This window comes from Pseudomonas sp. Xaverov 83 (assembly GCF_019352905.1).
Taxonomy (GTDB): domain Bacteria; phylum Pseudomonadota; class Gammaproteobacteria; order Pseudomonadales; family Pseudomonadaceae; genus Aquipseudomonas; species Aquipseudomonas yamanorum.
The window spans coordinates 19,035-34,178 of sequence record NZ_JAAAFU010000081.1 but is presented as its reverse complement, the minus strand read 5'-3'; the positions used below and the strand labels follow the sequence as shown (position 1 = coordinate 34,178).

General features: G+C 58.4%; 13 protein-coding genes and 1 pseudogene. 8 read left to right on the top strand and 6 right to left on the bottom strand.

Translation table 11 applies throughout. The features are described 5' to 3' along the window. The first annotated feature begins 28 nt into the window (after positions 1 to 28). From K0H47_RS26445 to fecA, 3 genes are all read left to right on the top strand, one after another. Complete coding sequence (locus K0H47_RS26445) at positions 29 to 517, top strand: sigma-70 family RNA polymerase sigma factor (RefSeq protein ID WP_219273876.1); 489 nt, start codon at positions 29 to 31, stop codon at positions 515 to 517. Further along, complete coding sequence (locus tag K0H47_RS26440) at positions 514 to 1,455, top strand: FecR domain-containing protein (RefSeq protein ID WP_219273875.1); 942 nt, start codon at positions 514 to 516, stop codon at positions 1,453 to 1,455. Before K0H47_RS26445 ends, K0H47_RS26440 begins: the two co-directional genes overlap by 4 nt. A 90-nt stretch (positions 1,456 to 1,545) precedes the next feature. Then, entirely contained in the window at positions 1,546 to 3,891 is a 2,346-nt protein-coding gene (gene fecA, locus K0H47_RS26435) for a TonB-dependent Fe(3+) dicitrate receptor FecA (protein ID WP_219273874.1), read from the top strand. Here the strand turns inward: fecA and K0H47_RS26430 are convergent, their stop codons facing one another. After that, positions 3,892 to 4,764 carry a LysR family transcriptional regulator gene (locus K0H47_RS26430; protein ID WP_093201605.1) on the bottom strand — a complete coding sequence of 291 codons (873 nt, stop codon included), beginning with the start codon at positions 4,762 to 4,764 and terminating at the stop codon, positions 3,892 to 3,894. A gap of 104 nt (positions 4,765 to 4,868) precedes the next feature. Here K0H47_RS26430 and K0H47_RS26425 point away from each other — a divergent pair, with 104 nt between their 5' ends. After that, on the top strand, positions 4,869 to 6,377 hold the full coding sequence (locus K0H47_RS26425) for an MFS transporter (protein WP_219273873.1): 1,509 nt from the start codon (positions 4,869 to 4,871) through the stop codon (positions 6,375 to 6,377). A 68-nt stretch (positions 6,378 to 6,445) separates the two neighbouring features. Here the strand turns inward: K0H47_RS26425 and K0H47_RS26420 are convergent, their stop codons facing one another. Both K0H47_RS26420 and K0H47_RS26415 read right to left on the bottom strand, forming a co-directional pair. Further along, positions 6,446 to 6,856, bottom strand: a complete 411-nt coding sequence (locus tag K0H47_RS26420; RefSeq protein ID WP_010176952.1) for an HPF/RaiA family ribosome-associated protein — start codon at positions 6,854 to 6,856, stop codon at positions 6,446 to 6,448. Positions 6,857 to 7,067: 211 nt separating this feature from the next. Further along, on the bottom strand, positions 7,068 to 8,015 hold the full coding sequence (locus tag K0H47_RS26415; protein ID WP_003212775.1) for a LysR substrate-binding domain-containing protein: 948 nt from the start codon (positions 8,013 to 8,015) through the stop codon (positions 7,068 to 7,070). A 137-nt stretch (positions 8,016 to 8,152) separates the two neighbouring features. On the opposite strand from K0H47_RS26415, the gene K0H47_RS26410 reads away from it, so the two are divergent. The 3 genes from K0H47_RS26410 to K0H47_RS26400 all read left to right on the top strand — a co-directional run bounded on the left by K0H47_RS26410 (position 8,153) and on the right by K0H47_RS26400 (position 11,503). Further along, positions 8,153 to 9,529, top strand: coding sequence for an L-serine ammonia-lyase (locus K0H47_RS26410; RefSeq protein WP_177027447.1), 1,377 nt, complete (start codon positions 8,153 to 8,155; stop codon positions 9,527 to 9,529). 60 nt (positions 9,530 to 9,589) lie between these two features. After that, positions 9,590 to 10,885: a serine/threonine transporter gene (locus K0H47_RS26405; protein ID WP_017476046.1), complete on the top strand. Its 1,296-nt coding sequence runs from the start codon at positions 9,590 to 9,592 to the stop codon at positions 10,883 to 10,885. 300 nt (positions 10,886 to 11,185) lie between these two features. Then, positions 11,186 to 11,503, top strand: coding sequence for a DUF3509 domain-containing protein (locus K0H47_RS26400; protein ID WP_093201619.1), 318 nt, complete (start codon positions 11,186 to 11,188; stop codon positions 11,501 to 11,503). Here K0H47_RS26400 and K0H47_RS26395 read toward each other — a convergent pair. Further along, positions 11,500 to 11,739 (bottom strand): annotated as a pseudogene (locus K0H47_RS26395) (phosphate-starvation-inducible PsiE family protein); the annotation flags it as partial. The gene K0H47_RS26400 and the pseudogene K0H47_RS26395 sit on opposite strands and share 4 nt — an antisense overlap. A gap of 194 nt (positions 11,740 to 11,933) precedes the next feature. On the opposite strand from K0H47_RS26395, the gene K0H47_RS26390 reads away from it, so the two are divergent. Then, positions 11,934 to 13,565, top strand: a complete 1,632-nt coding sequence (locus tag K0H47_RS26390) for a DUF4435 domain-containing protein (protein WP_219273872.1) — start codon at positions 11,934 to 11,936, stop codon at positions 13,563 to 13,565. Positions 13,566 to 13,781: 216 nt separating this feature from the next. Here K0H47_RS26390 and K0H47_RS26385 read toward each other — a convergent pair whose 3' ends face one another. Together K0H47_RS26385 and K0H47_RS26380 are read right to left on the bottom strand one after the other, a co-directional pair. Continuing rightward, positions 13,782 to 14,270, bottom strand: coding sequence for a phosphate-starvation-inducible PsiE family protein (locus K0H47_RS26385; RefSeq protein ID WP_219273871.1), 489 nt, complete (start codon positions 14,268 to 14,270; stop codon positions 13,782 to 13,784). Between the two features lie 283 nt (positions 14,271 to 14,553). Then, positions 14,554 to 14,889: a DUF6124 family protein gene (locus tag K0H47_RS26380; protein WP_177083360.1), complete on the bottom strand. Its 336-nt coding sequence runs from the start codon at positions 14,887 to 14,889 to the stop codon at positions 14,554 to 14,556. Positions 14,890 to 15,144: the final 255 nt, after the last annotated feature.

The window sequence follows — 15,144 nt, the reverse complement described above, 5'->3', positions numbered from 1 at the left end:
GCATGCCCATGCTGCCGGAGTGTGCGCGTTGCAGCCGTCCAATACTGTTGAAGTCCTGTACCACGACCATCACCACTGGCTGACCGGCTGGTTGCGACGCAAGCTCGGCTGCCCGGAAAGTGCCGCCGACCTGGCCCAGGACACCTTCATTCGCGTGCTCACCGCACGGGAAACCCCGACGCTGATCGAACCCCGCGCCTTCCTCACCACCATCGCCAAGCGTGTGCTGTTCAACCATTACCGCCGTCAGGACCTGGAGCGCGCCTACCTCGACGCCCTGGTGCAAATGCCCGAGTACACGGCACCGTCGGAAGAAGAGCGGGCAATCATCCTGCAAACCCTGATGGAGCTGGACCAGTTGCTGGATGGCTTGGCGCCCCTGGTTAAACGCGCGTTCCTGCTGGCCCAGCTCGACGGCCTGACCTACGCGCAAATCGGCGCGGAACTGGGGATCTCCATCGCCACGGTCAAGCGCCACCTGAATAAAGCAGCGATGCGCTGCTACTTCGCCCTATGAATTTCTCAACGCAAGTCGCCGAACAAGCGGTGCACTGGCTGTTGGAAATGCAGCAGGGCCCACTCAACCCGCGCAAACTGGCGGCCTGGCAACAATGGCTGGACGCCCACAGCGAACATCAGCGGGCCTGGGAGCAAATCCAGCGAGTGAACCAGCGGTTGCGCGGGATGCCATCACCGTTGGCCCACGCCGCCTTGAATGCACCGAAATCCAACAGTCGCCGCCAGGCCCTGAAGTTGTTGCTGATACTCGGCGCCGGGTCGGCAGCGGCCTGGGGTTTGCGCCAGCAACATATCCTGCCGCCGTTGAGTGCCGACTACCGCAGCCCCATCGGCCAGCGGCGCACGTTCCAGCTGGCGGATGGCAGCCAGTTGCAGCTCAACACCGGCAGTGCGGTGGATGTGTATTTTGAGGGTCAGCAACGCTTGATCCGCCTGCTCGAAGGCGAAATCCAGCTGACCGCCAAAACCGGCAACAGCCCGCTGCGGATCGTCACCGCCCAGGGCCTGCTCAGCGCCCAGGCGGCACGGCTGAACGTGCGGCAGTTCAATGATCACACCCTATTGGCAGTGTTCGACGGGCACGTCGACGTCATGCCCAACACCTATAGCGGTTTGCCGCTCTCCGTCGACAAAGCCCATCAGGTCAATTTCACCCGCAAAGGCTGGGACACCGCACGCCCCACCGATGCCGGCAGCGGTGCCTGGGCCGATGGCATGCTGGTGGCGGCCCACATGCGCCTGGAAGATTTCCTCGCCGAACTGAGCCGTTATCGTCGCGGCCAGCTCAACTGCGACCCGCAAGTGGCCAACCTGCTGATTTCCGGCAGCTACCCGCTGGACGACAGCGAGCGAATCCTGGACCTGCTGCAAGTCAGCCTGCCGGTCAAGGTCCGGCGATTTACCCGCTACTGGGTCACCGTCGAAGCCCGTGCCTGAATTATTTTCAAAAACCGTGAGCCGTTTTCCGCACCTCGCGTGACAGAGAAGGAAAGCCACCTTGACCCTTCCTTCTCAGGACCGCACTTCATGCCCCAGCAACCGACTCGCCTGACGCCCCTCGCCCGCACCCTGCGCCACTTGTTGCTGGGGGCCAGCCTCAGTTTCAGCGCCGTGCCCTACGTAATGGCGGCCGATGCCAAGCCCTACCGCATCGCCCCTACGTCACTTGAAGCGGCGTTGAACCAATTTGGCCGTGAAGCCGGCGTGCTGATTTCATTTGGCTCCGATGTGACCGTCGGCGTGCAAAGCCACGGCCTGTCGGGCAACTACACCGCTGAAGAAGGCTTGAATGCGTTGCTCAAAGGCACCGGCCTGCAAGCCCGCGCCGAGGGCAACAATGCCTTCAGCCTGCAACCGGCGAATGCTCCGGCCACCCTCGAATTGGGCACTTCCAATGTGGTCGGCGACTGGCTGGGGGACGCGGCGCAAACCAACGTCTTCGAACACCCGGGGGCGCGGGACGTGATCCGTCGCGAAGAGTTCGAACGCCAGGGCGCCACCCAGGCCCGCGATGTGCTCAACCGCATTCCCGGGGTCAACGCTCCGGAAAACAACGGCACCGGCAGCCACGACATGGCGCTGAACTTCGGTATTCGCGGGCTCAACCCACGCCTGGCCTCGCGTTCCACAGTATTGATGGACGGCATACCGGTGCCGTTTGCACCGTATGGCCAGCCGCAGTTGTCGTTCGCCCCCATCAGCATGGGCAACATGGACGCGGTGGACGTGGTGCGCGGCGGCGGCGCGGTGCGTTATGGCCCACAGAACGTCGGCGGCATCGTCAACTTCGTCACCCGCGCGATTCCCGATGCGCCAACGGTGAAAGGCGGCCTGCAGACCGAAACCAGCCCGTCTTCCAGCCACGATGGCTTCAAGACCACCGGCAACCTGCTGGCGGGCGGCACCGCGGACAACGGCCTGGGCGGCGCCATCCTGTATTCCGGCACCCGGGGCGGTGACTGGCGCGAAAACAGCGACACCCGCATCGACGACCTGATCCTCAAGGGCAAGTACCAACTGGACGACGCCAACAGCTTCAACGCCATGGCGCAGTACTACGAAGGCAAGGCCGATATGCCCGGTGGCTTGAGCACTGCCGCCTACAAGGCCGACCCGTACCAGTCCACCCGCCCCTACGACCAGTTCTGGGGGCGCCGCACGATGTTCAACGCCGGTTACCGCTACCAGGAAGATCGCCGGGAATTCACCGTCAACAGCTTCTTCACCACCACGCTGCGCAGCGGTTACCTGGACCAGGGCAACTTCCTCTCCCTGTCGCCTCGCGAGTACTGGGTGCGCGGCCTGGAAACCCGTTTCGCCCAAGGCTTCGACCTCGGCCCGACCAGCCACGAAGTCGGCGTGGGCTATCGCTACATCAACGAAGCAGGCCACGAAATGCGCTACCGCACGCCAATTACCGCCAATCAGCAACTGCCCACCACCGACAGCCGCAACGACCGCGACACCCGGGGCAGCACCGAAGCCAATGCGTTCTTCGTCGATGACCGGATTGATATCGGCAAATGGACCATCACTCCGGGCATCCGCTACGAGATGATCGAGTCTCAGCAGACCAACAACCTCAGCAACGTCAAATACAAGGGTGACTACAACACCGCCCTGCCAGCGTTGAACGTGCTCTACCACCTGACCGATGACTGGAACCTCTACGCCAACACCGAAGGTTCATTCGGCAGCGTGCAATACAGCCAGATGCCCAACCGCGTGACCAGCGGCGAAGTGAAGCCGGAAAAAGCCCGCACCTGGGAGCTCGGCACCCGTTACGACAACGGCACCCTGCGGGCTGAAATCGGCGCGTTCCTGATCAACTTCGACAATCAGTACGACAGTAACCAGACCAACGACACGGTGATCGCCCGTGGCGAAACCCGTCACCAGGGCATCGAGTCCAGCATCAACTATGCCCTCGACGGCTTGAGCCCGGCCCTGGCGGGTTTTGATGTGTACGCCACTTACGCCTATGTCGACGCCACCATCCGCGAAGACGGCCCGAACAAAGGCAACCGCGTGCCCTTCTCCTCCAAGCACAAAGGCACCCTGGGCGTGGGTTACACCGAAGGTCGCTGGAAGTTGAATGTGGACAGCAGCTACCAGAGCAGCCAGTTCGCCGACAACGCCAACACGGAAGCGGAAAGCGCTGACGGCAGCACCGGACGCATTCCTGGCTACATGCTGTTCAGCAGCCGCGCGGCGTATGACTTTGGCCCGCAGCTGTCGGATTTGAACGTGGCGGTCGGTGTGAAAAACATCTTCAACAAGCAGTACTACACCCGCTCGTTTGACGATAACAACAAGGGCAAATACGTCGGCGAGCCGCGCACGCTGTATGTGCAGACGTCCATCGCGTTCTGATCAACTACCCGCCAGGCACGACGGTGTGCCGGCCACCAACGCGTCGATGGCGCACCGGGTCTTGGCCGGCATGTGCGTCGCCGTGGGCCAGATGACATGGATCGGCATCGGTTGCTCGCGGTGGTCCGGCAATACCGCCTGCAGTTGCCCACGCAGTACGTAGTGGGCGATCAGCCAGCTGGGCAACCAGGCCAGGCCGACCCCGGCGATGGCGGCATCGGCCACGGCCTGCAGGTCATCGAGGATCAACGGCGAGGCGACCCGCTCGCGGTGCGGGGCATTGCTGCGGTAGGCAATGCCCCGATGCCCGGCGAGGTCCGCGATGGATTCGATTCGACTGGTGCGCTGCAGGTAGGCGGGTGACGCCGCCAGGGCAATCGCCTGCTCCCCCAGGCGCCTTGCGCTCAAGCGGTCGGTGTCGGGCAATGCGCCGATGCGCACTGCCAGGTCGAAGCCTTCCTGAGCCAAGTCGATCAATCGATCGGAGAAGGAAATCTCGATCTCCAGTTGCGGAAAATGGTCCATCAGCCCCCACAACGCCGGCGCCGCATAGTGGTGACCGAACGCCAAAGGCAAGCTGGCCCTTAACCGTCCGCGTGGCTGCTGCCGGCCACTTTCCAGCACGGATTCGGCCGCTTCCAGTTCCGCCAGCGCACGCAGGCAATGCTCGTAATAGGCCTGCCCGTCCTCGGTTAGACGCTGGCGCCGGGTAGAGCGTTGCAACAAGGACGTGCCCAACCGCGCCTCGAGGCGCGCCAGGCCTTTGCCAACCGCCGAACGCGTGAGGTTCAGCCGTTCGGCGGCCTCCGTCAGATTGCCGCTCTCGACGATCTGCAAAAACAGTTCAACACCATCAAAACGCGGAGTGGCCATGGTCGTTTGTCGCCCTAAATTCTCTTATTGCAGGAATAAGTATCGCTAATAAAGAATAAGATTCCCGTGAAAATGACATCTTCCCCCATCGAAAGGAAGAGGCCATGTCATCCGACGCCGTTGTATCCGCCATCAACCCGCCGCGTACCGCCAGAGACGGCCTGGCGCTCACCGCCGTGTGCCTGGTGGCGCTGATGTTCGGGCTGGAGATTTCCAGCGTGCCGGTCATCCTGCCCACCCTCGAACAGCAACTGGGCACCGGCTTCCAGGACGCCCAATGGATCATGAATGCCTACACCCTGGCCTGCACCAGCGTGCTGATGGCGGCGGGCACATTGGCCGATCGCTTTGGCCGGCGGCGCATGCTGGTGCTGTGCCTGTGGGTATTCGGGCTGGCTTCGCTGGCTTGTGGGCTGGCGAACGATGCGTCCACGCTGATCGCGGCGCGTTTTGTCCAGGGCGTGGGTGGCGGGGCGATGATGATCTGCCAGTTCGCGATCCTTTCGCACCAGTTCCGCGAGCCGGCGGCCCGGGCGCGAGCCTTTGCCATCTGGGGTGTGATTGCCGGTGTGGGCCTGGGCTTCGGGCCGATGGTGGGGGCGTTGATCCTGGCAGTCGCGGATTGGCGCTGGGTGTTCCTGGTGCATGTGCCGCTGACCTTGTTTACCCTGGTGTTGCTGCGCATCAGCGTGCAGGAGTCCCGCGACCCGGCGGCCCATCGCCTCGATATCGCCGGTATGGCCACCCTGACCCTGGCGGTGTTCGCCCTGGTTTACTTCATCACCCAGGGCACCGAGAGCGGCTTTGCCACCCCGGCGATGCTCGGTTGGGCCGGGTTGTCGGTGGCCAGCCTGCTGTTGTTCGTGGTTGTCGAGCGGCGCAGCCCACATCCGATGTTCGATTTCTCGGTGTTTCGCATCCCGCGCTTCAACGGCGCGCTGATGGGCTCGATCGGCATGAACTTCAGCTTCTGGCCCTTCATGATCTACCTGCCGCTGTATTTCCAGGCCGGCCTGGGCTACGACACGATGCTCACCGGGCTCGCCCTGCTCGCCTACACCCTGCCCACACTGGTGGTACCGCCACTCGCTGAACGCCTGGCCCTGCGCTACGGCGCCGAACGCATCATTCCGTTGGGCCTGGGCCTGATGGGCGTGGGGTTTGTCGCCATGGCCGCGATCAACCGTAGCGGCCAGCCCAATGTGGTATCGATCCTGATCGCCTGTGGGATTGCCGGCAGCGGCTTGGCGCTTACCAACTCGCCCACCACCAACACCACCACCGGCTCAGTTTCATCCGACCGCGCGGGGATGGCCTCGGGCATCGACTTCAGTGCACGGCTGATCACACTCGCACTCAACATCGCGCTGATGGGGTTGGTGTTGATACTCGGGATCGCTCACTACCTGGCGGGCGTATTGCCCGACACGGCGCAGTTGGCCACCCTCAGCCAGGACATCGCCGCCGGCAAGCTGGAGGTGTTGCCGCAGGGCTCGTTGATTGCCCAGGCCGCGCTACGCAACGGTGCCGGTTGGGCCATGTTGTACGCAGGCTTGGGCGCGTGCGCACTGTCGGCCTTGAGCGCCTGTTTTTTCCGGCGCAGCCCGCGCTGAGGCTTTAAACGAAAAACGGGCCTGCATCTGCAGGCCCGTTTTCAGTGGGGTTGAAAAAGTATCAGCTATCAGCCGTTAAGCGCAGCCTGTTCGTTTTCCAGGAATTCCTCTTCAAGCTCAGCCTCGTCGGCCTTGGTATTGGGCAGGCTTTGACCCGCGGCGCGTGGTTTGCCGCGCAGTTTGCCGTACAGATGCTCCAGGGCATGCTCCAGCTTGGTAGCGGCGCCATCGATCGCCTGTTCCAGCGTATCGGCTTTATGGAGGACCGAAATCGGTTGATGGCCTTTTGGCCGTGCTTCCAGTCGGCAACTCAGATCGTGTGGACCGGGCTTGTCACCGTTCTCGTCCCGCAGGTACACCTCGACGCGAGTCAGATCTTCTTCATAACGTTCGAGCGTGCTCTCAATGGTGGTACGTACCCACTCCTCCAGTCGGATGCTGCTTTCAATATGGTTATCGCTATTGACTTGGATTTGCATAGTTTTCCCTTATTTCAGCTAGCTCGCGGAAGGCCATTCCTGCTTCACCGGATGGGTGAAAACCATGACCTCCTGATTACACAATTGAGCAGACCGAGGAACATTTCAACCCCTTTGCAAAGATAAATCCCACATTACAAATTAACCCTGACTACAACCAAAAACGCTGTTAGGGTGGGGAGTTGGTTACATCTTCTTACCGCCAACTTCCTTACAATTGCCCCTCTCCCAACGGGTGCAATCCGCGAAAAATCTCCGCTTCCTCCACCAGCCAGTCATGCACCGCCCGCACGCCCGGATGGCTCAGCGCGCCTGGTGCGTACAGCAGCACGTAACGTTTGTGATTGGGTACGGCGAGGCCGAACGGCACGATCAAGGTTCCGCGCTCCAGTTCGTCATTGAGCAAGGTTCGCCGGGCAATCGCCACGCCCATGCCGGCAATCGCCGCCTCGATGGTCAGATGGTTGCGGTTGAAGGTATGCCCACGTCGTACGTCGGCGGCGTCGTAGCCGATGGCATTCAGGTAGAACTCCCACTCCGCGTACTCATAACTCCCACGCCAGGCGGTAATGTCGTGCAGCAGCGGAAAATGCACCAAGTCGGCGGGGCCATGCAGCGGCGGTCGCCCGCGCAACAGGCTCGGTGCGCACACCGGGAAGATCTGCTCATCCAGCAAGGCTGTGGATAACAATCCGGGGTAGCTGCCATCGTTCAGGTCGATGGCCAGGTCAAAGTCGCCCTCATGCAGGGCAACGCTGCTGTCTTCGGCGACCATGCGCAATTGGATGTCCGGGAAGCGCTGCTGCAAACGTGGCAAACGCGGCGTCAGCCATTTACCGAGAAACGACGGGATCGAACGCAAGCGCAAAGTGCCGCTGATCATCCCGGCATCCAGGCGCTGCAACTCGGCATCGATGCTGCCATAGGCCTCGCCCACGGTGATCGCCAACCGCTGGCCCTCTGCGCTCAGCTCAACCCCGCGTGCGCGCCGATGGAACAGGCGAAAGCCCAGCCGCTCCTCCAACTGGCGAATTTGCTGGCTGACCGCGCCCGGGGTGATGTGCAGTTCCTCGGCGCAGCGGGTGAACGACAAATGCCGAGCCGCGCAGGAAAAAACGTGCAACCAGACGTAAGTCTGGCCATGAAGCGGGCGAGCCATAGGGTTTAGTCCTGCTAAAGGGTGTCTTAGGATAATTCGTTGGTCAGTGCCGATCCAGAGGCTCAGTATCGCGCCAATTCCGCTTGTCCTACAAAAGATGGCAGCGATTCCTACTCCATTGCTTGTAAGGGTTTAGCATGGCTATCAGTGTTTTCGATCTATTCAAAGTGGGCATTGGTCCTTCCAGCTCCCATACCGTCGGCCCGATGCGGGCGGCGGCGACCTTCGTCCAGGGGCTAAACGACCAGCAATTGCTCGACGAAACCCGTCGGGTAGAAGTCCGTTTGTACGGCTCTCTGTCCGCTACCGGTGTCGGCCACGCCACCGACCGCGCCTGCGTGATGGGCCTGATGGGCGAATGGCCAGACAGCATCGACCCCACCAGCATCGGTCCACGCATTCAGCAACTGCGTGAGTCCGGCCAATTGCTGCTCGGCGGCCGCAAGCCGATTGCCTTCAACTGGCAACACGACCTCCTGCTGCTGGACGAAAGCCTGCCCTACCACCCCAACGCCATGTCCCTGCATGCCTACGGCGAAAACGGCCTGTTGAGCGAGCAGACGTACTACTCGGTGGGCGGCGGTTTCATCATCGAAGCGGCGGAAGCTGAATCCGGTATCGCGCCGACCAGCGAAGTGCAATTGCCTTACGACTTCTCCAGCGCCGTCGAACTGCTGGCCTTGTGCAACAAGCACGGCCTGCGGGTTTCCGAACTGATGATGGCCAACGAACGGGCCTGGCGCAGTGACGCCGAGATCCGCAGCGGCCTGCTGCATATCTGGTCGGTGATGCGCGAATGCGTTGAGCAAGGCCTGCGCCACGAAGGCATCTTGCCCGGCGGTCTGGATGTGCCACGGCGCGCGGCGAAATTGCACCGCAGCCTGTTGGAAATCGGCAAGCCCAACGTCATCACGTCGACTTTGTCGGCGATGGAATGGGTCAACCTGTTCGCCCTCGCCGTCAACGAAGAAAACGCTGCCGGTGGTCGCATGGTCACCGCGCCAACCAATGGCGCAGCGGGAATCATCCCGGCGGTGCTGCACTACTACATGAAGTTCAACCCGGACGCGTCCGACGATGACGTGGTGAATTTCTTCCTCGCCGCGGCCGCCGTCGGCATCCTCTGCAAGAAAAACGCCTCGATCTCCGGTGCCGAAGTCGGCTGTCAGGGCGAAGTCGGTTCGGCCTGCGCCATGGCCGCCGCTGGCCTGGCCGACATACTCGGCGCGTCTCCGGAACAACTGGAAAACGCCGCCGAAATCGGCCTGGAGCATAACCTGGGCCTGACCTGCGACCCGGTCGGCGGGCTGGTCCAGGTGCCCTGCATCGAGCGCAACGCCATCGCCGCGGTCAAGGCGATCAACGCCACTCAGATGGCCCTGCGCGGCGACGGCAAGCACTTCATCTCCCTGGACCGGGTGATCCGCACCATGCGCGACACCGGCGCCGACATGCACGACAAATACAAAGAAACTTCACGGGGCGGCCTGGCGGTCAGCTGGGTGGAGTGCTGATCGGAGCACTCCTGCCGCCCCGACGTGAGCCCGCGCAAAAATAATAACGAGGCAATAACGATGACCGATGTACGTACACCTGCTGCCGAAAATCCCGCTGTAGACCTGACGCCGACCACCGTTACACAAGGCTGGAACAAACACGACACCACCTGGATGCTCGGCCTCTACGGCACCGCCATCGGTGCCGGCACCCTGTTCCTGCCGATCAACGCCGGCGTTGGCGGCTTCTGGCCGTTGATCGTGCTGGCGCTGCTGGCCTTCCCAATGACCTTCTTCGCTCACCGTGGGCTGACGCGCTTTGTGTTGTCGGGCAAATCCGGCGACATCACCGACGTGGTGGAAGAACACTTCGGCATCGGCGCCGGCAAGCTGATCACCTTGCTGTACTTCTTCGCGATCTTCCCGATTTTGCTGGTGTACAGCGTGGCGCTGACCAACACCCTGACCAGCTTTATGGAACACCAACTGCACATGGCGCCGCCGCCCCGGGCGATCCTGTCGCTGGTGCTGATCCTCGGCCTGATGGCCATTGTGCGTTGCGGCCAGGGCGTGATCGTCAAGGCCATGAGCGTGCTGGTGTACCCGTTCGTCGCCGCCCTGTTGCTGTTGGCGGTGAGCCTGATCCCCAACTGGAACGGCGCCTTCTTCGCCTCCGCCAGCGAAGGCATGCCGCTGCCGGCGTTCTTCAAGACCTTATGGCTGGCCATCCCGGTGATGGTGTTTTCCTTCAACCACTCGCCGATCATTTCCGCCTTTGCCGTCGACCAGAAACGCGTGTACGGCCCGCAAGCCGAGCGCAAAAGCAGCGGCATCCTGGCCATGGCCCACAGCATGATGGTGCTGACGGTGATGTTCTTCTGCTTCAGCTGCGTGCTGGCCCTGTCGCCGGCTGACCTGGCCGCCGCCAAGGCGCAGAACATCTCGATCCTGTCGTACCTGGCGAACCACTTCCAGACCCCGGTCATCGCCTACGCCGCACCGCTGATCGCACTGGTGGCGATCACCAAATCCTTCCTGGGCCACTACATCGGCGCCAGCGAAGGCTTCCAGGGCCTGATCGTCAAATCCCTGCGCGGGCGCAACCGCAGCATGTCGGCCAAGTGGCTGGAGCGCTGCACCGCGCTGTTCATGGTGCTCACCTGCTGGGCCGTGGCCACCTTCAACCCGAGCATCCTCGGCATGATCGAAACCATGGGCGGGCCGATCATCGCCTGCCTGTTGTTCCTGATGCCGATGTACGCCATCCGCCGAGTGCCATCCCTGCGCCAGTACTCGGGCCAGGCGTCCAACGTGTTTGTGGTGTTGATCGGCTTGATTGCGCTGTCTGCGATCGTTTTTTCGGTCATGCCCTGAAACGGATCACCGCGCGCAAAAACACCGCCAACCCAATGTGGGAGCGGGCTTGCTCGCGAAAGCGGTCCTTCAGCCGAGTATTCATTGGCTGACACACCGCATTCGCGAGCAAGCCCGCTCCCACAAGGGTCATTCGATGGCAGGCAGATTGCTGTACGGCACGCCCTTTGCTGTACAGCTACTGAGGAAAACGGACCTTGTGAAAACCTCAGCGAGCGAATGGCCGGTGGTCAGGAAACGCGAACTAATCCCGACACCGGTCGTCAATGACTGCATGTTCTTATCAGGCGGTAACGCACCATGGACAACCCTTTTCAGATCATCACCGACACCTTCGCCCCGAAATACCGGGTCAATTTAAGCATCCAGCGGCTGGACGGCAGCATCATGCTGACCCTGTCCGATGAAGACGGCGTCGTGGCCAAACGCATGATCAGCGCCGAACAACGCAACGACCCGCAGCGCCTGAAACGGCTGGTGCAGAGCGTGCAATTCGGGATTGCGATTGAGCAGGGGCACAGCGCCATTGAGATATTAGCGGTGATGACCGACGGGGATAGCCACAAAGTGTTGCAGCGGCCGCCGGTCAACCGGCCGCCACTGAGTGCCGTGCTTTAAAGCTCGCCTTTCTCTGTTTCAAGGCTCGCTTGCCCTTTGCGGCGCGGGCCTTCGACCTTCACCGACGGAAATGCCGACGAGGCATACCGCACCACCAGAATCGCGAACGCCAACAGCAGGATCCCACCGCAAAGGTAGATGATGCCGAGGTCGGGTGGGTTGTGGTGGGACACGTTGGAGATCAGCAGGCGGGTCAGCGCGGTGATCGCCACGTAGATCAGGAAGCGCACGGGCATGAAAATTAACTGAACACGATACAAGGCCTATCGCCATCACGTTGTGCTCGTGTTAATTTCAATCATGCTCAGAAGGCCGTATTCCCTTTAATAAATTCATGGGTAATGATCGAACAGAAGGACAATCTCAATAGTACCAAATCAATCTTATCACCAAGATAAAATAAAAACTTATAAAATGTTAAGGGACCAACATGACTAAAGACACGAAGTACAAGTTAATTCTTCCAAAATCAGACAACACACTTAGCGATATAAAGTCAAACTCTCAAAGCATTCTCCTAATTGGAGCAAACGGATCAGGTAAAACTCGCCTAGGTGCTTGGTTTGAAATGAAATCCCCCCAACTCAAATCAATACATCGAATTTCAGCTCAAAAATCCCTCGCAATGCCAGACTCCATTACCCCTGTCTCTATAGAGCGTGCAGAAAAAGACTTATTATTCGGACATGCTGACAGCCCCGAGGGACAGGGACAAATTTATAGAGAGGGAAGTAGATGGGGTGGGAAGCCCGCGATATCAATGTTGAATGACTTCCAAAAGCTTATGGTTTACTTGTTTTCAAACGAAACAGAGGAAAATGCGAAATTTAAAATTCTGCAAAAAAACAATAACCAGAGAATTGAGCCTCCCCTTACAAAGCTGGACTTAATAAAAGAAGTTTGGGAAAAAATATTACCGCACAGAGAACTTATAATAGGTGGACTTAGAATTCAAACAAGAATAAGAAACTCTCCTGAAAAAATCTATAACTCATCAGAAATGAGTGACGGCGAAAGGGTAATTTTTTATTTGATAGGCCAATGCCTAGCTGCCCCTAAAGACGGCATCATTGTGATAGACGAACCTGAATTACACCTACACAAATCAGTACAGATACCTCTATGGGTTGAAATTGAAAGACTAAGGCAGGACTGCTTATTCATCTACTTAACACATGATGTAGATTTCGCAGCAGCGAAGGAAAATTCAAAACGGATCTGGATAAAATCATTCGACGGCCAACATTGGGACTGGGAAGAACTGGTCGAAAATGACCTTCCAGGTGGTCTCCTATTGGAGGTTCTAGGTAGCAGAAAACCCGTTGTATTTGTTGAAGGTGATAATGGAAGTCATGATATTTCATTATACCGAGCAATTTTACCCTCCTTCTTGGTGATACCTCGAGGAAGTTGCACACAAGTAATACAGTCAGTAAAAGCATTCAAATCAAATGTACAACTTCACAACCTCTCAGTATTTGGAGTTATCGATAGAGACAGAAGAGTCCAAGCTGAAATCTCCGCTCTAGAAAAAGACTCAATCTATGTACTAGATGTAGCCGAAGTTGAGAACCTATTTTGCACAAAAGAAGTACTGCACATTGTAAGCTCTCGACTCTCCAGAGACCCCGCAGCAGATTTCAAAAAAATTTCAACCTCTGTGTTTAAAAAACTAAAGACCGAACTAGATACGCAAATATCTTTACGCGTAGCTGGGGAAATAAAATTCAAACTAAATTTCTTCAATGAAAAAGCAAAAGGTGAAAAACAGTTAACTCTTGCCCTTAAGGAACTACACGAAAGCATTGATATCAGTTCATTGTATCAGGAGACATCCCAAGCATTTAACGACTTAATAAGCAAAAGCGACTATAAAAAATTACTCATGTTCTACAATAGAAAGACCCTCTCAGCACAAATCAGCACAGAATTAGACCTGGCAAATGGCGGACTTCCAGAACTAGTTGTCAGATTAGCACAAACAGACTTAAACCACGAAATTACAAATGCACTAATAAACTATTTTGGAAACTTTAAAAAAATCGCACTAACACCGCCATAACAACCTACTTAAGAGCATCGCGAGTCAGGTTGGGACTGGCCAACTACGCCAGTCCAAATTATCCATAGATCGCTACAACTTAATATATTGATATATTACAGAACCCCCAAATCAAACATTAACCCCATTATGCCCCCCAAATAAATTTCCCATTCAATAAACCTTTAAAAACTTTAAGTATTCCTATACGCAGCAGCGCCCACTGAAGACAACATTTTAAAGTTCGCCTTTCTCCGTTTCCAGGCTCGCTTCGTCTTTACGTGGCGGGGCCTGGACCTTCACCGACGGAAATGCCGACGAGGCATACCGCACCACCAGAATCGCGAACGCCAACAGCAGAATCCCACCGCACAGGTAGATGATGCCGAGGTCGGGCGGGTTGTGGTGGGACACGTTGGAGATCAGCAGGCGGGTCAGCGCGGTGATCGCCACGTAGATCAGGAAGCGCACCGGCATGTGGTTGGTCTTGAAGTAAATCCCGACCATCGCCCCCAGCTCCAGGTAAATGAACAGCAGCAAGATGTCATCGATCTTGATGTGCCCCGTTTCCAGCATCCCCAGAAATTCCATCACCGCGGCATAGGCGGTCACCGCACCAATGGCGAACAACGCCAGGTAGTGGAAGGTCTCGACGAACAGATTTCCCAAGGACTCGGCCAGTTGGTGCACGGTCTTGCGCAGGTTTTCAGCCCAGTTGATTTTCACGATGATGCTTCCTTAGGTCGGCTCGACCGGATAATGCGGGTTGGACGTGACGGTTTCTCTGCATGCAGAAAAAAGGCCAGGGAACAGGAAGTGAGATGGTGGCGGGGTGATATGAGGCACTTATCTTGCTACTCGATGATCGTTCCCACGCTCTGCGTGGGAATGCCGCCCCGGACGCTCCGCGTCCCATGCCCCATGGTTTCGGGTAGAGGTGACGCGGAGCGTCACGGTATGCATTCCCACGCAGAGCGTGGGAACGATCCAAGTGACCGGGGGATTCAGGTCAGGTCGGGGCGACTTGATCCAACGCTTGATCGACCAATAAACCACTCATTTCGAGCAGTTGGTGGATCGCCAGAAGCAAACTTCGCTGTGGTCCTTCAAGCTCAAAAGCCAGGCTACTGGCCATTTCACGGGCACTGTTCAAGGTTTCGCTGGCGTTGGCGAGTAACGTTTCCGTGTCGGCATTGGGCGTAACGCTGAAAAGAATCGAGGAGGGTTCGGGAGGTGGTTCAGGTGTTTCAGGGCGCAGATAGTGATCAATGGCGCGGTTGGCTGCGGCTTGAAGACGGGTGTCAGTGTGTGAATCGTAAGGGGGACTTGGGGTAATCTTTTTCATGGTGAATATCTTCTTAATGGAAGGGAAACCACCACCGTCTGCCGCCAAGCAGATTGGGTGACGGATTACACAAGGTTGGCGGACCGGTAAGAAGAAACCCAGCACCCCGAAGGGTCCTTGCGCAACCCGCCATAACATAGGAGTGCGAACGTTGAACGTCTGCATCTTATCGGGGAGCCGTTGAGCCATCTTAATACCGAGCCGCCAAGCCCGTCCGCTGCATTTGCAGCGCCCGAGGAAGGTAAGCGAACGGAC